This window comes from Pseudomonas sp. SCT, assembly GCF_003864275.1.
Lineage (GTDB): Bacteria > Pseudomonadota > Gammaproteobacteria > Pseudomonadales > Pseudomonadaceae > Stutzerimonas > Stutzerimonas stutzeri_AE.
Genome location: NZ_BDJA01000003.1, coordinates 200257 through 221770 on the forward strand (window position 1 = coordinate 200257; position 21514 = coordinate 221770).

Annotated in this window: 26 protein-coding genes, 1 tRNA gene and 2 pseudogenes; 9 read left to right on the top strand and 20 right to left on the bottom strand. The window is 64.5% G+C overall.

What is annotated here, in order from left to right; all coding sequences use genetic code 11:
• Nucleotide 1: 1 nt before the first annotated feature.
• The 17 genes and pseudogenes from BHD08_RS09460 to BHD08_RS09535 all read right to left on the bottom strand — a co-directional run bounded on the left by BHD08_RS09460 (nucleotide 2) and on the right by BHD08_RS09535 (nucleotide 9182).
• Nucleotides 2-616 carry a phage tail protein I gene (locus BHD08_RS09460; RefSeq protein ID WP_125021778.1) on the bottom strand — a complete coding sequence of 205 codons (615 nt, stop codon included), beginning with the start codon at nucleotides 614-616 and terminating at the stop codon, nucleotides 2-4.
• Nucleotides 616-1527 carry a baseplate J/gp47 family protein gene (locus BHD08_RS09465; protein ID WP_125021780.1) on the bottom strand — a complete coding sequence of 304 codons (912 nt, stop codon included), beginning with the start codon at nucleotides 1525-1527 and terminating at the stop codon, nucleotides 616-618. Before BHD08_RS09465 ends, BHD08_RS09460 begins: the two co-directional genes overlap by 1 nt.
• The gene (locus BHD08_RS09470) at nucleotides 1524-1877 is read right to left on the bottom strand and encodes a GPW/gp25 family protein (protein ID WP_125021782.1); all 354 of its coding nucleotides are present in this window, start codon (nucleotides 1875-1877) and stop codon (nucleotides 1524-1526) included. Before BHD08_RS09470 ends, BHD08_RS09465 begins: the two co-directional genes overlap by 4 nt.
• On the bottom strand, nucleotides 1874-2407 hold the full coding sequence (locus BHD08_RS09475) for a phage baseplate assembly protein V (protein ID WP_125021784.1): 534 nt from the start codon (nucleotides 2405-2407) through the stop codon (nucleotides 1874-1876). Before BHD08_RS09475 ends, BHD08_RS09470 begins: the two co-directional genes overlap by 4 nt.
• Nucleotides 2408-2475: 68 nt before the next feature.
• Nucleotides 2476-2937 (bottom strand): phage virion morphogenesis protein, encoded by a 462-nt coding sequence (locus tag BHD08_RS09480; RefSeq protein ID WP_125021786.1) that lies wholly within the window; start codon nucleotides 2935-2937, stop codon nucleotides 2476-2478.
• Complete coding sequence (locus BHD08_RS09485; protein WP_125021788.1) at nucleotides 2930-3415, bottom strand: phage tail protein; 486 nt, start codon at nucleotides 3413-3415, stop codon at nucleotides 2930-2932. Before BHD08_RS09485 ends, BHD08_RS09480 begins: the two co-directional genes overlap by 8 nt.
• The gene (lysC, locus tag BHD08_RS23125) at nucleotides 3412-3675 is read right to left on the bottom strand and encodes an Rz1-like lysis system protein LysC (protein WP_218567505.1); all 264 of its coding nucleotides are present in this window, start codon (nucleotides 3673-3675) and stop codon (nucleotides 3412-3414) included. The genes BHD08_RS09485 and lysC overlap by 4 nt, the downstream gene beginning before the upstream one ends.
• Nucleotides 3599-3961, bottom strand: a pseudogene (locus tag BHD08_RS23210) (DUF2570 domain-containing protein); the annotation flags it as partial. The gene lysC and the pseudogene BHD08_RS23210, both read right to left, overlap by 77 nt.
• A complete protein-coding gene (locus BHD08_RS09495; protein ID WP_125021792.1) occupies nucleotides 3958-4779 on the bottom strand; it encodes an N-acetylmuramidase family protein in 822 nt (273 codons plus the stop codon). The pseudogene BHD08_RS23210 and the gene BHD08_RS09495, both read right to left, overlap by 4 nt.
• A complete protein-coding gene (locus tag BHD08_RS09500; protein WP_125021794.1) occupies nucleotides 4776-5090 on the bottom strand; it encodes a phage holin, lambda family in 315 nt (104 codons plus the stop codon). The genes BHD08_RS09495 and BHD08_RS09500 overlap by 4 nt, the downstream gene beginning before the upstream one ends.
• A complete protein-coding gene (locus BHD08_RS09505; RefSeq protein ID WP_218567506.1) occupies nucleotides 5083-5541 on the bottom strand; it encodes a hypothetical protein in 459 nt (152 codons plus the stop codon). Before BHD08_RS09505 ends, BHD08_RS09500 begins: the two co-directional genes overlap by 8 nt.
• On the bottom strand, nucleotides 5532-5741 hold the full coding sequence (locus tag BHD08_RS09510; RefSeq protein WP_125021796.1) for a tail protein X: 210 nt from the start codon (nucleotides 5739-5741) through the stop codon (nucleotides 5532-5534). Before BHD08_RS09510 ends, BHD08_RS09505 begins: the two co-directional genes overlap by 10 nt.
• A complete protein-coding gene (locus tag BHD08_RS09515; protein ID WP_125021798.1) occupies nucleotides 5741-5929 on the bottom strand; it encodes a hypothetical protein in 189 nt (62 codons plus the stop codon). The genes BHD08_RS09510 and BHD08_RS09515 overlap by 1 nt, the downstream gene beginning before the upstream one ends.
• Nucleotides 5929-6393, bottom strand: coding sequence for a head completion/stabilization protein (locus BHD08_RS09520; protein ID WP_125021800.1), 465 nt, complete (start codon nucleotides 6391-6393; stop codon nucleotides 5929-5931). Before BHD08_RS09520 ends, BHD08_RS09515 begins: the two co-directional genes overlap by 1 nt.
• A 236-nt stretch (nucleotides 6394-6629) precedes the next feature.
• A pseudogene (gpM, locus tag BHD08_RS09525) lies at nucleotides 6630-7310 on the bottom strand (phage terminase small subunit); the annotation flags it as partial.
• A gap of 3 nt (nucleotides 7311-7313) precedes the next feature.
• On the bottom strand, nucleotides 7314-8324 hold the full coding sequence (locus tag BHD08_RS09530) for a phage major capsid protein, P2 family (RefSeq protein WP_125021804.1): 1011 nt from the start codon (nucleotides 8322-8324) through the stop codon (nucleotides 7314-7316).
• 18 nt (nucleotides 8325-8342) lie between these two features.
• Nucleotides 8343-9182 (bottom strand): GPO family capsid scaffolding protein, encoded by an 840-nt coding sequence (locus BHD08_RS09535; protein ID WP_125021806.1) that lies wholly within the window; start codon nucleotides 9180-9182, stop codon nucleotides 8343-8345.
• A 154-nt stretch (nucleotides 9183-9336) separates the two neighbouring features.
• Between BHD08_RS09535 and BHD08_RS09540 the strand changes: the two genes are divergently transcribed.
• A complete protein-coding gene (locus BHD08_RS09540) occupies nucleotides 9337-11100 on the top strand; it encodes a terminase ATPase subunit family protein (RefSeq protein WP_125021808.1) in 1764 nt (587 codons plus the stop codon).
• Complete coding sequence (locus BHD08_RS09545) at nucleotides 11100-12101, top strand: phage portal protein (RefSeq protein ID WP_125021811.1); 1002 nt, start codon at nucleotides 11100-11102, stop codon at nucleotides 12099-12101. The genes BHD08_RS09540 and BHD08_RS09545 overlap by 1 nt, the downstream gene beginning before the upstream one ends.
• A 921-nt stretch (nucleotides 12102-13022) precedes the next feature.
• Here the strand turns inward: BHD08_RS09545 and BHD08_RS09550 are convergent.
• Nucleotides 13023-13112, bottom strand: a tRNA-Ser gene (locus BHD08_RS09550).
• Between the two features lie 128 nt (nucleotides 13113-13240).
• Between BHD08_RS09550 and BHD08_RS09555 the strand changes: the two genes are divergently transcribed.
• The 7 genes from BHD08_RS09555 (at nucleotide 13241) to BHD08_RS09585 (ending at nucleotide 17464) form a co-directional block, all read left to right on the top strand.
• On the top strand, nucleotides 13241-13909 hold the full coding sequence (locus BHD08_RS09555) for a Bax inhibitor-1/YccA family protein (RefSeq protein WP_015277156.1): 669 nt from the start codon (nucleotides 13241-13243) through the stop codon (nucleotides 13907-13909).
• A 90-nt stretch (nucleotides 13910-13999) separates the two neighbouring features.
• Nucleotides 14000-14392, top strand: coding sequence for a sulfurtransferase complex subunit TusD (gene tusD, locus BHD08_RS09560; protein ID WP_125021813.1), 393 nt, complete (start codon nucleotides 14000-14002; stop codon nucleotides 14390-14392).
• Nucleotides 14392-14751, top strand: a complete 360-nt coding sequence (tusC, locus tag BHD08_RS09565) for a sulfurtransferase complex subunit TusC (RefSeq protein ID WP_015277158.1) — start codon at nucleotides 14392-14394, stop codon at nucleotides 14749-14751. Before tusD ends, tusC begins: the two co-directional genes overlap by 1 nt.
• Nucleotides 14751-15053 (top strand): sulfurtransferase complex subunit TusB, encoded by a 303-nt coding sequence (gene tusB / locus BHD08_RS09570; protein ID WP_125021815.1) that lies wholly within the window; start codon nucleotides 14751-14753, stop codon nucleotides 15051-15053. The genes tusC and tusB overlap by 1 nt, the downstream gene beginning before the upstream one ends.
• Nucleotides 15050-15382, top strand: a complete 333-nt coding sequence (locus BHD08_RS09575) for a TusE/DsrC/DsvC family sulfur relay protein (protein ID WP_125021817.1) — start codon at nucleotides 15050-15052, stop codon at nucleotides 15380-15382. Before tusB ends, BHD08_RS09575 begins: the two co-directional genes overlap by 4 nt.
• A complete protein-coding gene (locus BHD08_RS09580; protein ID WP_125021819.1) occupies nucleotides 15379-16362 on the top strand; it encodes a glycosyl transferase family protein in 984 nt (327 codons plus the stop codon). Before BHD08_RS09575 ends, BHD08_RS09580 begins: the two co-directional genes overlap by 4 nt.
• 82 nt (nucleotides 16363-16444) lie before the next feature.
• Complete coding sequence (locus tag BHD08_RS09585; RefSeq protein WP_125021821.1) at nucleotides 16445-17464, top strand: glutathione S-transferase family protein; 1020 nt, start codon at nucleotides 16445-16447, stop codon at nucleotides 17462-17464.
• A 27-nt stretch (nucleotides 17465-17491) separates the two neighbouring features.
• On the opposite strand, the gene nahK is transcribed toward BHD08_RS09585, so the two are convergent.
• Nucleotides 17492-20131 (bottom strand): hybrid sensor histidine kinase/response regulator NahK/ErcS', encoded by a 2640-nt coding sequence (gene nahK, locus BHD08_RS09590; protein WP_177412662.1) that lies wholly within the window; start codon nucleotides 20129-20131, stop codon nucleotides 17492-17494.
• Nucleotides 20061-21224, bottom strand: coding sequence for a nitric oxide-sensing protein NosP (gene nosP, locus BHD08_RS09595; protein WP_015277164.1), 1164 nt, complete (start codon nucleotides 21222-21224; stop codon nucleotides 20061-20063). The genes nahK and nosP overlap by 71 nt, the downstream gene beginning before the upstream one ends.
• Nucleotides 21225-21514 lie beyond the last annotated feature (290 nt).

A 21514-nucleotide genomic window follows, 5' to 3' on the forward strand; every position in this document is an offset into this window, starting at 1 on the left:
ATCAGCGGATGTCCATGGTGTCGATGACGTGTTCACGCGCGCCCCAGGCCAGCGTGCCGCCGACCTCGATGTCACGCGATGCGGGTGGGTAGACGGTGAGTTCGTCGCCGGTGGTGAGCGCGGCGCCAATGTGGGCTGTGCCGGTGACGTCCAGGCCGATGGCAAGGCCCACCAGGTGGCGGCTGACGGGCTTGGCGTCGTCGATCAGCCAGGTGAGTTCCTGGTACATCTCTTCGGTGATGCCGGTGTCCAGCACGCCCACCAGCAGGCGGAAGGTGCCGGGCGTGCCCAGCGGGGCCTCCTCCCACCATTCGCGCACTTCGATCAGGTAGCCCAGCGGTTCAACCACCCGGCGCAGCGCGCCGATGGTTCCCTTGTGGGCGTGGATGAAGTACGCGGCCTTGATGGCGGCGCGTTTGGCGCGCTCGGGCCAGGCGCTGGACCAGCGATCGACGGAAAACGCCCAGGCGAGGTAGGGCAACAGCTCCACCGGGCAGGTGTCCGGATTCCAGAGCTCGCGCAGCGGTACCGGCACGCGCTCGATCTGCGCGAGGGCTTCGGCGGCGAGCCGCTCCAGCTCGCTGGCGTTGGGTGGCAGCAGGCTCAGGCTCGCCATCAGGCCTCCGCCACCGTGACGGTGAAGCCGGTGCAGTACGGTGCCTGGGTTTCAGTGGCGACCACGTCGACCCAGCCGGGCAGCTCGACGCGCTTGACGCCCTCGATGTGCAGGGCGGCGTCCAGGGCGGAGCGGTTGACCTCCTGCGCAAGGCGACGGCGCTGGCTGACCAGGGCAAGGCCGCGGGCCTCGGCAGCAGCGCGGATTGGCTCAGCCTCGGGGCCGACGGTGTTGAGGTAGAGCACGGCGTTGACGCTGTAGGGCAGCACCTCCGCGCCCTGCACGGTGAGTCGGTCGGCGACCGGGCGGCGGTCCTCGTCGCTGAGGTAGGCATCTACTGCGGCGAGCAGCTCGGGCGCGGCGCTGCCATCGCCCAGAGCGCTCTGCACGGTGACGATGACCTCGGCCGGGCTGGGGCTGATGCAGGAGGCGTCGGCCACGCGTCCGTCGGCGCTGCGGGCGTGGAAGATGTAGGCGTTGCGCGGGCCGGCGGTGCTCAGCCCCTCCATGGCCATCTGGATGCGCTCACGCATGGCTTCGTAATCCTCCATCACGGCGGCCACCGGCGGCACGGCGCTGGGGATGGCCGGGGTGATGGTCAGGCGCTCGACGTTGAAGCGTGCGCCGATCTGCTCCAGGTCCGCGCCCTGGGCGAACGGCAGCATGACGGCCAATGCGGCTTCATTGACGCGCTGCTGCCAGAGGGTTTCGCGGTAGGCATTCTCCTGCAGCAGCTTGGTGAGCGGTTCGGATTCCAGCGCCAGGGTGGCGGCGACCTCGGCCTGCTTTTCGGCTGGCCAGAGGCTGATGGCGAAGGCCTTGCGCTCGGCGAGGATGGCTTCGTAGTCGATCGGCTCGACCACGTCAGGCGTCGGCAGCTGGGCCAGATCGATGGGGGTAAAGGTGCTCATGCGGCGGCTCCCAGGGCGAGCGGCACGCGCAGGCTGAGCGGCTCGTTGCTGTCAGTGCGGCTGCCTTCCACGTCCAGGTAAGCCTGGCCGGGCTGCTCGCCGAGGCTGAGCTGCACACGGCTGAGGCGGATACGCGGCTCCCAGCGCATCAGTGCCATGGCCACGGCGGCGTAGGCCTGCAGGCGGGTGGCGTCATTGAAGGGGGCGTCGATCAGGTCCGGCAGCAGGCTGCCGTATTCGCGGCGCATCACGCGGCTGCCGATGGGTGTGGTGAGCACGTCGGCGATGGATTGCGCCAGATGCGCTGCGCCGGTGATGGTGCGGCCGGTGGTGGCGGACATGCCGATCATTGCGGCGCCCCCGTGGTGCTCGGGCCGCTCTGAACGCCGCCGTGTACGTGGTTGACCAGGCTGATGCCGGCTGCAAGCACGTCTTCGCTGACGGTCACGGTGCCGGTGATGTCGACTTTGCCGAGGATGGTGACACCACCCGGCGCGGTGAGCTGCGCCTTGCCACCGTCGGGCAGCGTGGCGCTCAGGGTGTGGGTGTCGTGGTCGTAATCGATCACAGCCCCGTCCGGGTATTTCCGGCGGCGCACGGTGGCGCTATTCGACGGCGCCGGACGTTGCTGTGAGTAGAGGCCGACCAGGGCGATGCCCTGGGCCGGTTCGCCGCTTGGCGCGATGAGGATGCACTGCTCGCCGACCGTTGGCGGGTCCCAGTCGCTACTGTCACCCGCACGCAGGGCGAGCCACGGCAGGTTCGGCACGCTGAGCCCTCCGGTGCGGACGGTGCAGCGCGCGGCCTGATGGTCCACCGCGGCGATGGTGCCGAGGCGGATCAGGTTCTCGAGGCGGCGCAGGAGGTCGGTGATATTCATGGCCCCATGCTGGCGTTCGCGCGCGCGGGGCGCATTCGCGGGGCTGTGAAGCGGCGGGCGTTACAGGGTTAGCGCACCAGGTGCTCGAGCAGGCGGTCGCGGATCAACTCCAGATCCGCATCGGTGAAGCCGATCAGCTCCCGCTTGGCGTACTGGATATCCGCTGCGTTGCGGGCGGGCTTGTCGCGCAATCCGTACTGGTGGATGCGCGCCAGACGCGAGACACGACCGGCGAAACCAATGGCGATGGTGCTGGCGTCGCTCTGCAGGCGCAGGTAACGAGCGGTGCGCAGCTTGCTGAACATTTGCCGCTTGCGCTTGATGCGCCCGGCCTTGGCGCGTAGCTCCTGCCGGGGTTTGCGCGGGGCGAAAGGAGTGCCGTCGGCGTTGCGCTGCGCAGCGATGCGCTGCTGCTGGCTGCGGCGCAAGTCGCTGGCGATGGTGCTGGTAACCTTACGGCGCTCGGCCGGCTGCAGCTGGTTGAGCAGCGCGCCGGCCCAGTCCTCGAGGGCGCGCAGGTCATCAGCCATTGCCGCCCCACTCGGCGAGCAGCTCGCCGTCTGGCGTTTCCACGCGCATCGCCGGCACCAGGAACAGTTCGTCGTCGACCACTGGCTCTGCCGGGTGGCTGACCTGCAGGGTGCCATCGGCCTGGCGCTTGACGATCACGCGCTCGGTGAGCGGCAGGGTGATGGACAGGTCCACCTTGCTGTTGTCGAGGATGTCGGCCTCGAACTTGATGGCGTCCCTGCCCCGCTCCAGGTTCTCCATCAGCTCGCGCTGGTTGACCAGCACCCAGGCGAACAGCGGAATGGCGACGGCGTCCGGATGGCCGGCGAAGTCCGTCAGGATCAGGTTGAGCGTGTAGCTGTATTCGAACGACAGGCCAGGCGCGGCGGTGCTGCGCATGCTGCCGTTATCGACGAACACCAGCAGGCGGTCCGGGTTGCGCTTGAGCTCGGGGATGGCGGCGGTGAGGTGTGCGCGCAGCGATTCGGGCTTGTTCATGGCTGGGTGCTGCGCGCGTTGTGGTCCACCACCAGGTCGACCTTGGCGGCGCACTCACCCCAGGCGCCCATGAGGTAGTCGGCGTCGTCGCTCAGTTCGCCGTTACTGGCCGGCGCCGCCGGGTCCAGCGTGCAGCGCGTCACGACCGGACAGCCACTGACGGTAACCGTCTGCTCCGGTGATAGCGGGACGTTGGTGCAGGCGGCGAGCAGCATCAGGCATAGGCTGAGCAGCCCAAGTCGCATGGGTTGGGTCTTCACGGCGGCGTTCCTTCTTCTTGAGCTGATCGGTGGCCTGGGCCTGGCGCATGTCGCTGAGCGTCTGCTGCAGGGCGAGCTGGTCCAGGCGCTGGGTGGCGACCTCGCCAGTGAGGCGGGTGATGGTGGCGGCCTGGTTGGCGTTGCGCTGCTTGGCGGTTTTCAGGCGCTCGGTGGCGAGATCCGTGCGGGCGTTTGCCGCGTCGATCCGCTGAGCCTGGATGTTCAAGGCCACCAGCAGCGCAACGACCAGCCCCGCTACGCCAAGCCAAACTTTCCAGCTGGTCATGCTGCCTGCTCCTGGGCGTGCTCTGCGGCGAACTGGCCATAGGCCCGGGCGAGCTTCACGTCGTAGAGGTTCTTGGCGTAGGCCGGGCCGTTGTAGCGCTTGGCGAACTCGGCCCACTTGCGCGCCTTGAGCGCCTTGTGCAGCGCGGGGTCGGTTTCGATAAAGGTGACGAAGGCGTCGAGCTGGGCGGCCTCGCTCAAGGCCATGGTGTCCGCGAAGTGCTGCGCGTCGTGGTAGCCAAGGCGCTGCCAGTGGTAGCCCATGATCTGGAACAGGCCCCAGCTGGCGGATTCCAGCGCGGCGGCGTAGTGGATCTGCGCGGCCTGGGCGAGGCGTTGATGCTCGGCGGTGCCGCCGATGTAGCCGCCGGACTTGCGGTTGACCAGGGCGGGATGCTTGGCGGCCAGTGCATCGGACTCAGCCTCGCTCAGGCCATTGGTCTGGAGTCGGGCGTGCATGACGTGCCGTTCGAACAGGATCACCGGGCGGCCATTGCTGGCGAAGCCCTCGCCGCGGCTCTCCACCTGGTTGATGGCCATGACGCTGGCCAGCGGCACGCCGAGGCGGTCGGCGGCCTGCTGCAAGTCCTTCCGCTTGAGGTAGCGCGAGGTGTCGTAGCCGTGGAGCGCCGCCAGCGTCTTCGGACCCGCGACGCCATCGTCCACCAGGCCGGCGCGGCGCTGGAAGGCAACAACGACGCGCTCGGTCTGCTCACCGAAGTCGCCGTCCACGGCTACAGCGAAGCCGGCCAGCGTGAGTGCGGCCTGCAGGTTGCGCACGGAGAGGCCGCGGGCGCCGTTGCGAAGGAGCTGGGTCATAGTTGGTCCGCCTTGCGATCAAAAAGACGCTTGGCCGCAGCGCGCACGCCCTCTGCACCCACCAAGCCGATGATGCCGCCGAAGAACGGTGCGGTTTCTACCGCGATGCCGAACAGCGACAGCCCGTTGCTGAATGCGAGGGTGATGAGCCCGCAGACGAACGACTCGACCGCAATGCGACGAAGCTCGCCACCGCCAAGCATCAGCCGGGAGCCAGCGATGGCAGCCGACAACGCGGCGGCGTAGATCACCGGGTAGTTTTCCTGTGCCCACGTGGCGAGCCACGCCCAGGTTTCGGCTCTGTCAGGCATGCGCTTCATTCCACTGTCCGTTGGCTGTGAGGGTGTTGATGTGCTGGACCACTTCGCCCAGCTGTGCCGGGCTGTAGCGTTGCGGCATGGGGAAGCCGAGCGCGGCGGCGCAGAACTCGCTGCAGAACCAACGGCGACGGCTGTGCAGGCCGACCGGCAGCAGCTGGCTGCCGAACAGGCCGAAGAAGTCATAGCCCTGCCCGGCGTTGGCGCGGAACACGCGGGCGATCTGGCGGTAGTCCGCCCATGGCAGTGGGATCAGGTCCCAGTGCTCGAGGTTGAGTTCGATGTGCTTGGCGCGCACGCCGCTGTCCATGGCCGAGGCGGAGAGCCAGCGGCCATCGGCCAGGACCAGTTCGCAGTGGCTGTAGATCGAGCGCGTCCAGAGACGGATCAGGCGGTTGAACAGCGTGCCGCGGCCCTTGTAGAGGGCGAGGTAGATCAGTCCCATAGGTTCACCATTTGGCGTTGTTCGGCGCGCACGGCCTGTTCCGGCAGCAGAACCTGCGTGCCGTGTGGGATGACCGGGCCGAGGTCGGCCAGGCCTGGGTTGGCTTCGAGCACCTGCTCGACCACGCCAGCGGTGCGCCCGTAGTGCCGCCAGCAGATTGCGTCGACGGTGTCGCCCTGCTGGGCGCGCAGGCTGGCCATCAGTCGTGCGCCTCAGCGGTGCCTTCGTCGGGATACACGAATGGGCCATCCTCGGAGACCAGCGCGCCAGGCGAGACGCCAGTTTCAACGACTCGGCAAACGGCCAACCCGAGCGGGTGCATGATTTCGCGGTTGATTCGCTCAAGCAGTCCGCGGCGGCTGATCTCGTTCCAGTCGATCGTTTCCATCAGATCAGCTCCACGGTGGTGTGCACCCGGCCGAGGATGCTTCGGATCGCCCAGCGGGCATCGCGACGGTATTCGTCGGCGGTGGGGGTAAGTGCTTCGGCGCGTTCGGCCCCGTCGCCGGTGGCGCTGTAGTCGCGCATGCGCTCGGCCAGCTCGGCGCCTGCGCTGCAATAGATGGCGCGGCGGTAGAGGTGCAGCAGCTGGCTTTCGCCCTGGATCTCATCTGCCGGCACATCGGCCAGGCTGGCGTTGCCGGCAGCGAGCTGTTGGACCTTCCAGGATTTGAGTTCGCGGTTGACTTCGATTACCGCGTTGACGGCTGCGGTTTCGAGACGGGCATCGGTAATGCTGCCGTCCAAACGCAGGGATTCGCGCAGGTGCTGGCCGTCCAGATCAGGAAACCAGCCATCGTTGGTAATGGGGTACGGCGCAGTGCTGCCGCCTGCTGCGATGAATGCGCTCATGAATTCTTGCCCTAGTTCGGCGGTGGTCGGGGCTTCACGACAAGGCCAAGGAGAAAGCCTGTCGATCAGCCCCGAGCCGCCGAGTGCGTGGGGGACGCTCAGTTAGCGGGTGGCTCGCTGGAACCGGTGTCGGTGCTCGGGGCGCCCTCTTCGCTCGGCTGGCTTTCATCCGTGTCGGACGGCGGCGGGTCGTGCTCGGTGGGCTCGCCGGTACCGGATTCGGTTGGCTTGCTTTCCGCGTGTTTCTTGAGGAGGCGCTCGACGCGCTCCAGATCCTTTTTGCCGCCGCAGTTGCTGTGCAGGTCGATGGCACGCGCCAGGTGGGCGCGTGCTTCTTCCATGCCTTCAGCGTTCGGCGCCGCTTCGTCCAGCTCGGCCAGGTAGGCCTTGCCCAGGGCGAGGTGCAGCTTGGCGCGGGCTTCGTCGGGCATGTCGTGCTCGGCGGTGATGTCTGCGGCCAGCGACAGGACGAAACGGTCAAACGGTGCGCCGGCCTTCTGCTGCTTGAGGGCGGCATTGGCCACTTCTTCAGCCAGCAGGCAACCAGTGGTCCGCGCGAAGCGGTCGGGCATCTTGAGGCTGTGCTCGAGCACGTAACGGCCGATGGCCAAAGCGCCGGCGAAGTCGCCCGCGTCGATGGACCAGACCATAAGCGTGGTGAGCACATCGTCCTGGGCGCCGTTGCCGGCAGCCAGCACGCCTTCGATGTAGGGCTGATAGGCCGGGATGAGCAAACGCTTGAGCTCAGCCTTGCCCTGCTCCGACTGCACCTGCTTGAGGCGCAGCCGGTCCTGGTTGAGTTGCAGCAGCTGCTGTTCGTAGGCGGTGGCGCCGGCCATGGACATGGCCGGGGCTACCTCAGCTGCCTGCAGGGCTGCGCGTTTGCGCAGCTGGTTGCGTTGGGCTGGGCTGAGCATGGCTTACACCGCCTCGATGTTTTCGACCAGGGCGACCAGACCGAAGTCCTCGATCACGTAGGCATCGTTGCTCGACTGGTAGTCGGCGATGCGGTCGTACTCCGGCTCGTCCTTCACATGGCGGCGGCGCGCGCCCTCCTGGAAGTAGATGGACAGGTTGCTCAGGGTGGTGACCAGCACGGTACCGGTCGGGAAGAACGGCGCGTCGACGATCGGCAGGCCACCGAGGCGGGCCTTGGTGACGATCTGGTCGGCAGCGTTCTCTTCCTGGTTGGAAGCGGCACCCTTCTCGACTGCGGCGAGGAGCTTGTCGTGCAGCAGGTCGCGGGAAACCATGACTACCAGGTTGGGGTGGCTGCGGTGCCATGGATCGAGCATCTGCACGGCGTCGAACACCACGCCGTCGAGGGTCTTGTAGTCGCCAGTCGCGCCCACGGTCACCTTGCCAGATGCGTCGACGACTTCGTCGAGCACGCGGTCGGCCGCGCCGGTGCGGATCTTTTGCAGCCAGCCGACGTTGACGTCCTGCAGCAGCGGGTTGGCGGCAATGTCGGAGGTGGCAGCGGCACTGGTGCCATTGAAGCCGATCATGATGCGGTCCAGCGCTTGGCGCTCGGTGATGGAGCCGGACAGGCGCACCTGGAAGTCGGGGAACTTGGCCCAGGCATCGATCAGCGCGTAGGGGAACGCGCTGTCGAAGTTGGTCTGCTTGCAGCTGTAGGTGTCCTTGCTCAGGTCGCTGCGGTCGGCCGGGTTGCGACGGCCGCCGGTCTTGGTGTTGGTGCGGCTGGCGATCGGGCCGTTGACGCCCAGCAGCAGCGCTTCGCCTTCCTGCTGCTCTACGCCGATGATGTTGATGCTCTTGAGCAGACCGCTGGCTTCCTGGATGGCGGTTTCCAGCTTCTGCTGTACGGTCGGGGTGACGTTGAATTTCTCGGTGGCGTTGTCCACGCCGTTGAGCTTGGCCACCTGCTGTAGGTAGCCGTTAAACAGTTTGCGGGTTTCGTTACGCATGGGGTGCTCCGGCGTCGGTCAGTATTGGGTGAGGACTTGCTGGCTGTTGCCGGGAACCGGCGGGCGCTGCTGTTGGTTGTGGTCCTGGGTCTGGCCGAGCTTGGTGGTCAGATCCGCCACGGTTTCCTCGAGCTTGGTGACCTTCTCGCCCAGCGCGGTGGACTCGGTGCGGAACGCATCCAGACTGGTCTGCTGCTTTTCGGCGAAATCGACCAGGGAGGTGACGGCTTCGCCCAGCTCGCTGAACTGGCCCTCGGTTTCCTTGCCCTTGGTGAACAGCGCCTTGACGCGGGCGGCCAAGTCCTTGAAGGCGCCGGGCTGGTCGGTGACCTCCTCGAACTGCAGCTCGACTTCCTCGGCCGCGGTGAACAGGTTGTCCGGATGCTGTTTGCGATTGGCCAGGGTGCCGTGCTTGGCGCTGAATTCGAGCGCTTCGGTGCCCAGGCTGGCGGGGCTGTCGGTGATGGCCAGGCCGATGAGGTAGGCCTTGCCGGTGTCGGCGAACTTGGGCTGCACCTCAATGGAGGTGTAGACCTTCTGGCGCTTCTTGTTCAGGGCCAGCAGCGCGTCGTTGGGTTCGATCTGCGCATACAGCGCGAGCTTCTTCTCGCCGTTGAGTTCGACCTCTTCGGCCTTGACCGCGAGCACGTCGCCGTAAGCGCCGAACGGGGTGTCCGGGGCGATGCCTTTGATGTGCTCGCAGTTGATGCGGGCGCCGTAGGTGGCCGGGTTGTATTGGGCTGCGATGTCTTCGATCCAGCTGCGCTCGATGGTGCGGCCATCGGTGGTCGCGCCTTCGACGGCGATGCGGGTCCACTTGGAGCGGAATTTCTTGGCGGGGGTGGTGGTGCCGGCCATGCGGTCTGTCCTCAGTCGGTAGCTGCTGGGTGCAGTTGCTGTGAGGGCATGGTCGGCAGCCGGCGAACTGCGGGCAATTCGCGCACCCTGTACTGGCTGGACGTACAGGGCGTCGGAGTAACGGCTCGCGCGCGTGAGCGGCAGCATCGGCGCCATGAATGCACCCGCCGAACTCCCCGCTCAACGCGACAACCGCCGCCAGGCCAAGTTTTTGTACTGGACGGGTTGGCGCATCACGGATATCGCCGACTACCTGGGCGAGAAGGAAAAGACCGTCCACAGCTGGAAGGCCCGGGACGAGTGGGACCGGGCGGACAACGTCGAGCGCATCGGCGGCGCGCTGGAGGCCCGCCTGGTGCAGCTGATCCTGAAGGACGGCAAGACGGGCGGCGACTTCAAGGAAATCGACCTGCTGCACCGCCAACTGGAGCGGCAGGCGCGAATCGAGCGATTCAAGGGCGGCGGCACCGAGGCGGAGCTCAATCCGAACCTGGACAAGCGCAACGCCGGGCCGAAGAAGGCGCCGAAGCGCAACGAGTTCGCCGAGGAGCACATCGAGCAGCTCGAGGAAGCGTTCCGCGACGGCTGCTTCGGTTACCAGCTGGACTGGTACCGGGCGGGCAATCAGCGGACGCGGGCGATTCTGAAGAGCCGGCAGATCGGTGCGACGTTCTACTTCGCCCGGGAGGCGCTGCTCGATGCGCTGGTGACGGGGCGCAATCAGATCTTCCTGTCTGCGTCGAAGAATCAGGCGCACATCTTCAAGGCGTACATCCAGGCGTTCGCCCGTGAGGTGTGCCAGGTGGAGCTGACGGGCGACCCGATCATTCTGAGCAACGGTGCGGAGCTGCACTTCCTCGGTACCAACGCGCGGACGGCGCAGGGCTATCATGGCAATTTCTACTTCGACGAATTCTTCTGGACGTTCAAGTTCAACGAGCTGAACAAGGTCGCCAGCGGCATGGCGATGCAGAAGCAATACCGCCGCACCTACTTCTCGACGCCCTCCTCGATGGCACATGAGGCCTATTCGTTCTGGACGGGTGAGCGCTTCAACAAGGGCAAGCCGGCGGCGCAGCGGATCAGCATCGATGTTTCGCATGACGCGCTGCAGCAGGGGCGGCTTTGCGAGGACCGGCTCTGGCGGCAGATTGTGACCATCCTGGATGCCGAGGAGCGCGGCTGCGATCTGTTCGACATCGAGGAGCTGCGCCTGGAGTACAGCGCGGAGGCCTACGCGAACCTGCTGATGTGCCAGTTCGTCGACGACGGGGCCTCGATCTTCCCGCTGGCGGTGCTGCAGCCGTGCATGGTGGATAGCTGGATCGAGTGGAACGAGGACTACAAGCCGTTCGCCGATCGGCCGTTTGGTGACCGTCAGGTGTGGGTGGGCTATGACCCGGCCGAGACGGGCGATAGCGCTGGCCTGATCGTGGCGGCGCCGCCGCTGGTACCGGGCGGGAAGTTCCGCGTGCTCGAGCGCCATCAGTTCCGCGGGATGGACTTCGCCGCCCAGGCCGAAGCCATCCGCCGGGTGACGCTGCGCTATTGGGTGACGTACATCGGCATCGACATGACGGGCATGGGCTCGGGTGTGGCGCAGCTGGTAAAGCAGTTTTTCCCGAACCTGACCACCTTCAGCTACTCGCCCGAGGTGAAAACGCGCCTGGTGCTGAAGGCTTACGACGTGATCCACAAGGGCCGGCTGGAATTCGACGCCGGCTGGACGGACCTTGCCTCCTCGCTGATGGCGATCCGCAAAACCACCACGGCCAGCGGTCGACAGATGACCTACACCGCCGGCCGCACCGATGAAACCGGCCACGCCGATCTGGCCTGGGCGCTGTTCCATGCCCTGCACAACGAGCCCCTCGAGGGCATGACCGCCCAGAACACCAGCTTCATGGAGATTTACTGATGACTACCGACATTGCCGCCGCCCCTGCTCCCGGTATCGAGGCTTTCACTTTCGGCGACCCGATGCCGGTGCTCGACGGGCGCGAGCTGCTGGACTATCTGGAATGCTGGCTCAACGGCCGCTGGTACGAACCGCCGCTGTCGCTGGATGGGCTGGCGAAGTCGACCAGGGCGAGCGTGTTCCTGCAGAGCGGGCTCAACTTCAAGCGCAACATGTTGGAGCGCACCTTTATCCCGCATCGCCTGCTGAGCCGGCAGGCGTTCGGCCAATTCGCGCTGGATTGGTTGTGGTGTGGCAATGCGTACCTGGAGCGGCGGCAGAACATGCTCGGCCAGCCGCTGAGCCTGCAGCCAACGCTGGCGAAGTACATGCGCCGCGGCGCCGACTTGGAAACCTATTACCAGGTGCGCGGGTGGCGCGATGAGCATGAGTTCAAGCCCGGGACGATCTGCCATCTGCGCGAGGCGGATATCAATCAGGAGGTGTACGGGCTGCCGGAGTGGCTGTCAGCGCTGCAATCGGCGCTGCTGAATGAGTCGGCCACCCTCTTCCGCCGTCGCTACTACCAGAACGGCAGCCACGCCGGCTTCATCATGTACATGACCGACGCGGCACAGAAAGAAGAAGACGTCGACGCCCTACGGACCGCGCTGAAATCGGCCAAGGGGCCGGGCAACTTCCGCAACCTGTTCATGTACGCACCGGGTGGCAAGAAGGACGGCATCCAGCTGATGCCGGTGAGCGAGGTGGCGGCGAAGGATGAGTTCGGCTCGATCAAGAACATCAGCCGCGACGATCTGCTGGCGGCGCTCCGGATCCCGCCCCAGCTGATGGGCATCGTGCCGCAGAACGCCGGCGGCTTCGGCTCACTGCGCGAGGCCGCTGAGGTGTGGGCGGTCAACGAACTGGAGCCGATCCAGGCGAGGCTGGCTCAGGTGAATGAGTGGATTGGGGAAGAGGTGGTGCGGTTCAAGCCGTTCGAGCTGCCCACTAAGAACTGAAGAATCGCCGCTGTGCCGAAGCCGCCCTCGAGGCGGCTTTTTCATGTCCGCGCGACCTGATTCGCGCCGTTCTTCAAGCAAGCAAAACCCCATCAAACGATAGCAAAACGGGCCTCGCGCGTCCACTCGAATATGCCCGCAAAGCCAGTATTCATGCGGGTTTCAGCCGTACCGCCCCACCGACAGGACCGCTAGCGGCCGACCACCCACCAAGGCATCGCCGCGGAGCATCACCAACCGTCCAGCGGCCGCCTGCCGGCTGCCCCGGACCCGATCATCACCCGGCGCGCGCCGTTGTCCCCCCACCACACCTGCGGGCTAAATAGGTCGCTTTCACTGCACCCCTGCACCCCGCCGCAAACGGCCCAGCGCTTGCGCTGGCGGCATGATCTCGGCGAGAGGAATACCTGCGGATACCTGCGAAGGTGCGCCCGATAGCGAAGCCCTACGCCGCCCCCAAATTCAGAGCCGAATTCAGAAATGGGTAATTTCGGTAAGGTGTGGTTTTGAAACGGCTGGAAGCTGCGTATTTACTGGGCTGGAGCAATTACCTTGAAAGGTAATTTGAGGTAAGGCAAAAGGTAATTTTTTTGCAAGTGCCTGATTTTAAAGGCCTCTAGGTTTCGGCCTACTTACCAGTGTTTTAGGTAATTCGATTACCTATTTATTACCCTATTATTACCTTTAACAAAACTCTGTAAGGCTATGATTCTGAAGGCTTTACGTCCGTTCCAGAGGATCGATTACCAAAATTACCCATTTTCGATGGGTCAAGATAAAACGCGGCGATGTGCCTGGGCGGGGTGCTTGCCGCGCCGCTCGCATGATCGTGATGGGAACAATATGGGAACACTCACACCCGCTTTTCCATACCACAGAAACGCTGAAGGCCCCGGAATACGGGGCCTTCAGGATTGCAGATGGCGGAAGCGCAGAGATTCGAACTCTGGGAAGGGTCTCCCCTTCGGCGGTTTTCAAGACCGCTGCCTTCAACCACTCGGCCACACTTCCGGATAAAGCGGGCGCAATAGTACCGGATAGAAATACACTGTCAAACACTGATGCTAGGCATCTCACTTGCCTCTGCTATGATCCGGGACAAATCGTCTCAGGCTTGATTTCATCCAAGGAGTGTCGCCATGCACGAACACGAATACGCGCTTAGCCACACGCAGGTCGAACAGCGCGAGGTCAGCAAGGTCCTGCGCAACACCTACGGGCTCTTGGCCATGACGCTCGCGTTCAGCGGCCTGGTTGCCTACATGGCCATGCAGGCCAACGCTGCCTACCCGAACATCTTCGTGGTGCTGATCGGCTTCTACGGCCTGTTCTTCCTCACCGCCAAGCTGCGCAACTCGGCATGGGGTCTGGTTTCCACCTTCGCCCTGACCGGTTTCATGGGCTACACGCTCGGCCCGATCCTCAACATGTATCTGGGCCTGGCCAATGGCGGCGAGCTGATCAGCTCGGCGCTGTCGATGACCGCCCTGGTGTTCTTCGGCCTGTCGGCCTACGTGCTGATCACCCGCAAGGACATGAGCTTCCTCAGCGGCTTTATCACCGCGGGTTTCTTCGTGCTGATCGGCGCCATGCTGGCGGGCTTCTTCTTCCAGATCACCGGGCTGCAACTGGCGATCAGCGCAGGTTTCGTGCTGTTCTCCTCGGCCTGCATCCTGTTCCAGACCAGCGCGATCATCCATGGTGGCGAGCGCAACTACATCATGGCCACCATCGGCCTGTTCGTTTCGCTGTACAACCTGTTCATCAGCCTGCTGCAGCTGCTGGGCATCTTCGGTGGCGACGACTGATCGCCCACTGGCTTGAACGAGCCCGCTTCGGCGGGCTTTTTCATGTCCGCAGCTGGCGTATCATGTCGACTGTTTTGCCATGGTGCCCCGATGAAATTCGCAATCGCCCTGTTCGCCCCGCCCCATTCGCCCGCCGCTCGTCGTGCGTTGCGCTTTGCCGAAGCCGCGCTTGCCGGCGGACATGAAATCGTCCGGCTGTTCTTCTATCAGGATGGCGTGCACAGCGCGTCAGCGAACGTCGTCGCGGCACAGGACGAACTGGACGTGGCGGCCGAATGGAGCCGTTTCGTCAGCGACAACCAGTTGGACGGCGTGGTCTGTATCGCCGCAGGCCTGCGTCGTGGTGTACTGGATACCGGCGAGGCGCAGCGCTACCAGCGCCCGGCAGCGAATCTTGCCGCTGGCTGGGAGCTGTCGGGACTCGGACAACTGCACGAAGCGGCGCAGCAAGCGGATCGCCTCGTCTGCTTCGGAGGTCATTGATGGCACGCTCCATGCTCATCATCAGCCGCCAGTCGCCCTGGGCCGGCCCATCGGCGCGTGAAGCGCTGGATATCGTGCTGGCCGGCGGCGCTTTCGAATTGCCGTTGGGGCTGCTGTTTCTCGACGACGGCGTGTTCCAGCTCGTCGCTTCACAGCGGGCTGCTTCACTCGAGCAGAAAGACCTGACGGCGAATCTGCAGGCGCTGCCGCTGTTCGGTGTCGATGCGCTGTTCGCCGCACGCCGCAGCCTGGCCGAGCGCAACCTGGATGAATCCGCTCTGGCACTGCCTGTCGAGGTACTCGATGACGCTGGCCTGAGTGCCCTGATCAACCGCTATGACCATGTGATCACGATCTGATGGCAACCCTGCATCTGCTTTCCCACACGCCTTTTGCCGATAGCCGCTTCGCCAGCTGTCTGCCGCTGCTGGCCGATTCCGACGCCCTGCTGCTGACCGGCGACGCGACCTACGCCCTGACGGCAGGCACACAGCCTGCGGCCGAACTGGAGCGCCTGCCGGAACAGGTCGCCGTGTTCGCGCTGGAGGAAGACGTGCAAGCCCGTGCGCTCAGTGCCCTGCCCGCTCGTGTGCAATTGCTGGACTATGCCGGCTTCGTCGAGCTGACCTGCCGCTATCAGCGGGTCACCAGCTGGCTATGAGCCTGTTAGTCGACGGGCGCGAGATCGCGCTGGACAAGGACGGCTTTCTGGTCGATCTGGCGGACTGGAGCGAAGCCGTTGCCGAAGCGCTGGCGGACCATGAAGGGCTGACGCTGGAAGCCGAGCACTGGGAAATCCTCCGGCTGCTGCGTGAGTTCTACAGCGAATTCCAGCTGTCTCCGGCCACTCGCCCTCTGATCAAGTACACCGCGCTCAAGCTGGGCGCGGAAAAAGGCAACAGCCTGCACCTCAACCGCCTGTTCAAGGGCACTCCTGCGAAACTGGCCGCCAAGCTGGCCGGGCTGCCAAAACCGAGCAACTGCCTATGAGCCTCGAAACGCCTGCAGAACATCCTTTCGCCGCCTTCGTGCGCATTCTCGGCAAGGGCAAGCGTGGAGCACGCGACCTGACGCGTGAAGAAGCTCGCGAAGCCATGGGTATGCTGCTCGATGGCAAGGTGGAGGACGCTCAGCTAGGCGCCTTCCTCATGCTGCTGCGGCACAAGGAGGAAAGCGCCGAAGAGCTGGCCGGCTTCACCGAGGCGGTACGCGCACGGGTGCAGGCACCGGCGATCAGCGTCGATATCGACTGGCCGAGCTATGCCGGCAAGAAGCGCCACCTGCCCTGGTATCTGTTGGCAGCCAAATGCCTGGCGGCGAATGGCGTGCGCATCCTCATGCATGGCGGTGGCGCGCACACCGCAGGGCGCATCTATACCGAACAGCAGCTGGAGCTGCTGGGCATTCGTCGCTGCGAGAACTGGCAACAGGTCAGCGCTGCACTGGACCAGAGCAATCTCGCGTTTATCCCGCTGGGCGCCTGGATGCCGGTGCTGCAACGCATGATCGACATGCGCAACCTGCTCGGCCTGCGCTCACCGGTGCATTCGCTGGCGCGCCTGCTCAATCCACTGGGTGCCCGCTGCGGCCTGCAGAGCATCTTCCACCCCGGCTATCAGGATGCCCATCGCCAGGCCAGTACCCTGCTCGGTGACCACGCCATCGTCATCAAGGGCGAAGGCGGCGAGATCGAGATGAACCCGGACAACATTTCCCACCTCTACGGCACCACCAACGGACTGCCCTGGGATGAAGAGTGGCCAGCACTGTCCGAGCGCCGGCATGTGAAGCCCACACAGCTCGACTCGCAACAGCTGCTCGCGGTCTGGACCGGCGCGCATGAAGAGGCCTACGGCGAACTGGCGGTAATCGCCACCATGGCGCTTGCCTTGCGCGGCTTGGGGATGGAGCGCGAGGCAGCATTCGCCCAGGCTCGAGCCTACTGGCAGGCACGCCACTCATCGATTTAAGCGATAGGATTAACCCACCGTTCGGTCACATTAATCGAACCATGCTTCCTAGACTGCCTCCTATCCGCAACAGGAGGACAAAATGGGATTACTGATAGATGGCCAGTGGCATGACCGCTGGTACGCAAGCCGCGACGGCAGATTCGAACGAGAGCATTCCAAGCGTCACAACTGGATCACCCGGGACGGCTCACCGGGCCCGGGTGGCAAGACAGCCTTTCCAGCCGACGCTGGCCGTTACCACCTCTATGTCTCTCTCGCCTGCCCCTGGGCTCACCGCACGCTGATCTACCGCAAACTCAAAGGCCTCGAGAAGCTGATCGACGTGTCGGTGGTCAGCTGGCTGATGGCGGAAAATGGTTGGACCTTCGACAAGGCCACTGGCTCCAGCGGCGATGCGCTGGACAACCTCGACTACCTGCATCAGCGCTATACCCGCGATGATTCCGGCTACTCCGGACGCGTCACCGTGCCCCTGCTGTGGGATCGCGAGCGCCAGTGCATCGTCAACAATGAATCCTCCGAGCTCATCCGCATTCTCAACAGCGCATTCGACGACCTAACCGGCTCGCACCTGGATTTCTACCCCGAGCCCTTACGCGGCGAGATCGATGCGCTGAATGCGCGGATCTACCCGGCCATCAACAACGGCGTATACCGCGCCGGCTTCGCCACCACACAGGAGGCGTATGAAGAGGCATTCGACGAGCTGTTTCGCGAGCTGGATTGGGTCGAACGGCGGCTGGGCAAACAGCGTTACCTGACCGGGGAATACCTGACGGAAGCCGACTGGCGCCTGTTCACCACGGCCGTGCGCTTCGATGCGGTGTACTTCGGCCATTTCAAGTGCAACCTGCGCCGAATCGAGGACTATCCGAACCTGTCGAACTGGCTGCGCGAGCTGTACCAGTGGCCTGGCATCGCCGAAACGGTGGACTTTACCCATATCAAGAGCCACTACTACGCCAGCCACCGGCAGATCAACGGCAACGGCATCATTCCCAAAGGGCCAGCCCTCGGGCTGCACCGACCGCATGACCGCGAGCGCCTGCCGGGACGTGGCATATGGGCGCGCCACCTCAGCGCTGCCTCGCAAGCTTGACGACCGGTGCGAATACCGGCCGTGTCGCTACCCCGCCGTGCCGTGTTCCAGCATGTGGCACATGGCGGTTTTCAGCTTCATCGGCCGCACCGGCTTGTGCATCAGCATATGGCCGAGCTCGCGCACCTGCTGCTTGAGTTCGTTGCTGTAATTGGCGGTGATCATCAGCGCCGGTAACGGGCTGGCGCGTCGCGCGTTGACGGTGGCGACGACGTCGATGCCGGTGTGGCCGTTGTCGAGGTGGTAATCGGCAATCATCAGGTCGGCTTCAGCATGGAAGTTGTCGACCTGCCGCGCCAGGTCTTCCTCGGACAGCGCCGTGATGACCTTGCAACCCCAGCCTTCCAGCAACGTGCGCATGCCGGCGCAGATCGCAGTGTCGTTATCCAACACCCACACCCGGGCGCCCTGCAGGCGCTGCAGTACGAGTTCCGTGGTGCTTGGCTCCGGGCGTGCCTTGGGCGCGCGCTTGGCCAGCGGCACCTCGATGGCGAAGCAGGAGCCACGGCCCGGTTGCGAAGTGACACGAATGCGATGACCGAGGATGCGCGCGATCTTCTCGACAATGGCGAGGCCTAGGCCCAGCCCGCGATCCTGATTCGGACGTACGCCCTCCCCGCGTTTGAATTCCTGGAAGATCTCCTCGAGCTTGTCCGAGGCGATGCCGACGCCGGTATCCCACACTTCGATGGACAGGCTCTGCCGATGCCGGCGGCAGCCCAACAGCACGCGCCCCTTGGGCGTGTAGCGAATAGCATTGGTCAGCAGATTGCGCAGGATGCGCGCCAGCAGCTGGATATCGCTGCGCACCAGTGCCGAACAGGGAATGAAATCCAGCTGCAGCTGCTCGGCCCCGGCGATCTGGCGAAACTCCATGGCGAGATTTTCCAACAGCTCGCTGACGGCGAACGGGGCGATATCCGGCTTGATCACGCCGGCATCCAGCTTGGAAATATCGACCAGGGTGCCAAGCAGGTTTTCCACGTCTTCCAGCGAATTGCTGATATTGCGGATCAACCCGCCATTGAGCGCGCCCGGCTGTTCGAGCAAGGCGCTGGTGAACAACCGTGCAGCGTTTAGCGGCTGCAACAGATCGTGGCTGACGGCCGCGAGGAACTTGGTCTTGGACAGGTTGGCCAGTTCCGCTTCGCGCTTGGCCTCGCGCAGACGCGCCTCGGCATGACTGCGCTCGTCGATCTCGCGCAACAGCTGGCCGTTGAGGCTGGTCAACTCGGCAGTGCGCTCGCGCACCCGCTGCTCAAGGTTCTGGTAGGCCTGATGCAGCGCCTCGGCGGTGCGGCGGCGATCGGTGATGTCCTGGATCAGCACGAAGATACCGGCCACTTCACCATTGGCCTGCCGGTTCGGTACGTACGAGCGCAGCATATAGCGCTGCTGCCCCGCATGGTTGCGCTCGGCCATCTCGAAACTGACGCTTTCGCCCGACAGCGCCCGGTCGATGTACGGCTCCAGTTGCCGCCAATGCTCGCCGCTGTGGACTTCGCGCAGAGACTGGCCGAGCATGCCGTCGCTGGGCCAGCGATACCATTCCTCGTAGACCTTGTTGGTGAACTCGTAGGTAAGATCGGCCGAGACATAGGCGATCAGCGCCGGAACATGGTCAGTGATCAGGCGAATCCAGCGCTCGCTCTCACGCAACGCCTCGGCATGGCGGTAGCGCTCGGTGATATCGGTGAAGGTGTTGACGAAGCCACCGGTGGGCAGCGCGTGGGTACGGATTTCCAGCACCCGGCCATCGAACAGGCGCTGTTCCAGCTCGCGAATCGGCCGGCCGCGGGCGTCACGGCTATTGGGTGTGAGCAGGGTCAGCTCGCTGTCGGCCATGACCTCCTCGAACGGCCGGTGCGCCTCGATCGGCGCCAACCCGCAGAGCTCGAGAAAGCGCCGGTTCCACAGTTCCAGCGCGCCTTCGGCGCTGACCATCGCCACGCCTTGGGACAGGTTGTCCACGGCGCGCTGCAACAGTCGCGACTTCTGCGCCAGCGCCTGCTCGCGGCGCATGGTTTCGCTGACCTTCACCTCGGTGATGTCGGTGTAGAGGATGACCAGACCGCCTTCGCGGGTCGGGCGCTCACTGACCTGCACCCAGCGCCCGTTGTTCAGGCGATACACCGTGGGTTCATCGCCCTTGCCGCGGTGCTCCTCGACAATCAGCCCGGTACTTTCGGCCAGCCGCCGCACTTCCGCTAGCCGTGTGCCGGCGTTGATACGCGCGCGCGTGCGTGTCCACAGCGACTTGAAACGACGGTTGAAGAGGACGATGCGCTGGTCGCGGTCGAACAACACGAATGCATCGGAAATGCTCTCGATGGCGTCGACCAGGTGCTGGTGCGCGGTTTCCGCGCGCAGCCGCGCATCGCTGAGCAGCTGATTGCTGCCCTTGAGCTCGGCCATCGCCTGATTCAGGGCGTCGGTGCGCTCGCGGACCTGCTCGGCCAGTTCAACCGAATGCTGGAAGGCTGCATAGGAGGCATCCCGCCCCGCGCCGCTGGATTCGACACGTTCGATCAGCGCAGCGTTGATGCGTTTGAGCTTGTGGTTTTCGCGCTCGAGTTCGGCCTGCCGTGCCAGCAGCTCAGCGACCTGCCCGGCCTCCGGGTCGGCCAATGGCGACACCGGTGAAGGTCTGGTTGATGTGCATGCCATTGAACTGCTCTCCGTAGGTGTTGAAGCCGATCACCTGCTGGCGTCGGAGAAAAGCCGAGGTTTCCTCGCTGGTATCGTTGGCCTCGATTTCCAGGCGGCGCAGGAAGCAGTCGCAGCCGATCGTGAGCAGCGGCGGGCCAAGGCGCTGCTCCAGCCGTTCGAACAAGGCTTCCAGATTCGGCATCAATGGCCCCGGCTCCATGGCCGTCAGCACGATGCCGTTCTCCACCGCGCAATAGAAGGTCAGGCTCATGTCCTCGTTGACCTTCTGGATCGAGCGCACGTAGTAGTGCTCGTTGATCCGCACCGCCAGCGGATGGGCTGCGAACAGGCGGTGGTCGAGATCGCTGACCGGCACACCGATCAGCCGTGCGTATTCCTCGGCGGCCGGCTCGGCGTTCAGTTCGTAGACCCGACGGCTGTTGCTATCGGCGCGAGTCACCACCAGTTTGTCTTCGAGGGGCAGGATGTGATGGGTGGTGAACACCTCGAAATCCAGCCAGGTATTGATCAGTACCACGATCGCCGCGCCACTGTAGAAACGGCCGTCGTAATACACATAGGTATCGCTCAAGTGGTTGTCGTCGCCGGCTGAGCCACCGAAATGAGGGATGCTGCCGAAGGCGGCGCTCAGTGCCGAGAGCACCACCTCCTCGCGACTGGACAGCCCGTCTAGCAGGGTCAGCGCAAAGCTGTGATCCTTGATCGGCGCCAACGAGTTGCTGCGGCAATCGCTACCCAGCCGCTCGACCAGCTGCTGGGCCTCGATCAGGCTGAAGCGGTCCATCTCGTCGATAAGCTCGCAGGCGATGGAAAAGTTGCGATGGTCGAAGCCGACTGCCGTCACGCAGCTGCGGCCATAGCCCTGGGAGGTGATTTCGCCCGCCGAGGTGCAGCCAACCAGGCGTACACCACCGAAGTACTGGCGCAGCGCATCGCCCAGCGCGGGCAGGTCGTATTCCGCCGAACAGAAGAACAGCACGAAACCCAGATGCGGATGCATCAGCTGGCGCGCCAGGTCCTGTGCCACCGTCTCGGGCAGCCGGGCCTCGGACATCGCGGTGCGGATTACTTCGCCTTGTTCATCGGTCACGCACGATACCCCGCACCACCTGAATCGGATGACCCCATTCTTGGCCAGGGCATATGGCCCGAAAATGCTACTTGAGTACCGGTAAAGGCCTGCCTAGGTAGCATCGCGACGAAACAACGCAGGCTGGCTACAGTTCCGCTGCCGTCCGCAATCCTCCCGGGATGTGCGCGAAAAAGGCCGGCCCCTTGCGGGTACCGGCCTTTCAGGATGCAACGTTGGTCGCTGCAGTCAGGGCGTGGAGACGATCAACGTACACACCACTGCTTCGCAACGGATGGCACGACCTACGG

Excerpts from the sequence above, each read along its gene's own strand:
- BHD08_RS09580 (WP_125021819.1), top strand. The coding sequence starts at position 15,379 with ATGAGCCTCGAAACGCCTGCAGAACATCCTTTCGCCGCCTTCGTGCGC.
- BHD08_RS09545 (WP_125021811.1), top strand. The coding sequence starts at position 11,100 with ATGACTACCGACATTGCCGCCGCCCCTGCTCCCGGTATCGAGGCTTTC.
- BHD08_RS09470 (WP_125021782.1), bottom strand. The coding sequence starts at position 1,877 with ATGATCGGCATGTCCGCCACCACCGGCCGCACCATCACCGGCGCAGCG.
- BHD08_RS09495 (WP_125021792.1), bottom strand. The coding sequence starts at position 4,779 with ATGACCCAGCTCCTTCGCAACGGCGCCCGCGGCCTCTCCGTGCGCAAC.
- BHD08_RS09500 (WP_125021794.1), bottom strand. The coding sequence starts at position 5,090 with ATGCCTGACAGAGCCGAAACCTGGGCGTGGCTCGCCACGTGGGCACAG.
- BHD08_RS09510 (WP_125021796.1), bottom strand. The coding sequence starts at position 5,741 with ATGGCCAGCCTGCGCGCCCAGCAGGGCGACACCGTCGACGCAATCTGC.
- BHD08_RS09585 (WP_125021821.1), top strand. The coding sequence starts at position 16,445 with ATGGGATTACTGATAGATGGCCAGTGGCATGACCGCTGGTACGCAAGC.
- BHD08_RS09535 (WP_125021806.1), bottom strand. The coding sequence starts at position 9,182 with ATGGCCGGCACCACCACCCCCGCCAAGAAATTCCGCTCCAAGTGGACC.
- BHD08_RS09505 (WP_218567506.1), bottom strand. The coding sequence starts at position 5,541 with ATGGGACTGATCTACCTCGCCCTCTACAAGGGCCGCGGCACGCTGTTC.
- tusB (WP_125021815.1), top strand. The coding sequence starts at position 14,751 with ATGGCAACCCTGCATCTGCTTTCCCACACGCCTTTTGCCGATAGCCGC.
- BHD08_RS09575 (WP_125021817.1), top strand. The coding sequence starts at position 15,050 with ATGAGCCTGTTAGTCGACGGGCGCGAGATCGCGCTGGACAAGGACGGC.
- tusC (WP_015277158.1), top strand. The coding sequence starts at position 14,392 with ATGGCACGCTCCATGCTCATCATCAGCCGCCAGTCGCCCTGGGCCGGC.
- nahK (WP_177412662.1), bottom strand. The coding sequence starts at position 20,131 with ATGGCATGCACATCAACCAGACCTTCACCGGTGTCGCCATTGGCCGAC.
- BHD08_RS09475 (WP_125021784.1), bottom strand. The coding sequence starts at position 2,407 with ATGAATATCACCGACCTCCTGCGCCGCCTCGAGAACCTGATCCGCCTC.
- BHD08_RS09515 (WP_125021798.1), bottom strand. The coding sequence starts at position 5,929 with ATGGAAACGATCGACTGGAACGAGATCAGCCGCCGCGGACTGCTTGAG.
- BHD08_RS09530 (WP_125021804.1), bottom strand. The coding sequence starts at position 8,324 with ATGCGTAACGAAACCCGCAAACTGTTTAACGGCTACCTACAGCAGGTG.
- BHD08_RS09520 (WP_125021800.1), bottom strand. The coding sequence starts at position 6,393 with ATGAGCGCATTCATCGCAGCAGGCGGCAGCACTGCGCCGTACCCCATT.
- BHD08_RS09465 (WP_125021780.1), bottom strand. The coding sequence starts at position 1,527 with ATGAGCACCTTTACCCCCATCGATCTGGCCCAGCTGCCGACGCCTGAC.
- tusD (WP_125021813.1), top strand. The coding sequence starts at position 14,000 with ATGAAATTCGCAATCGCCCTGTTCGCCCCGCCCCATTCGCCCGCCGCT.
- BHD08_RS09460 (WP_125021778.1), bottom strand. The coding sequence starts at position 616 with ATGGCGAGCCTGAGCCTGCTGCCACCCAACGCCAGCGAGCTGGAGCGG.
- BHD08_RS09480 (WP_125021786.1), bottom strand. The coding sequence starts at position 2,937 with ATGGCTGATGACCTGCGCGCCCTCGAGGACTGGGCCGGCGCGCTGCTC.
- BHD08_RS09555 (WP_015277156.1), top strand. The coding sequence starts at position 13,241 with ATGCACGAACACGAATACGCGCTTAGCCACACGCAGGTCGAACAGCGC.
- BHD08_RS09540 (WP_125021808.1), top strand. The coding sequence starts at position 9,337 with ATGAATGCACCCGCCGAACTCCCCGCTCAACGCGACAACCGCCGCCAG.
- BHD08_RS09485 (WP_125021788.1), bottom strand. The coding sequence starts at position 3,415 with ATGAACAAGCCCGAATCGCTGCGCGCACACCTCACCGCCGCCATCCCC.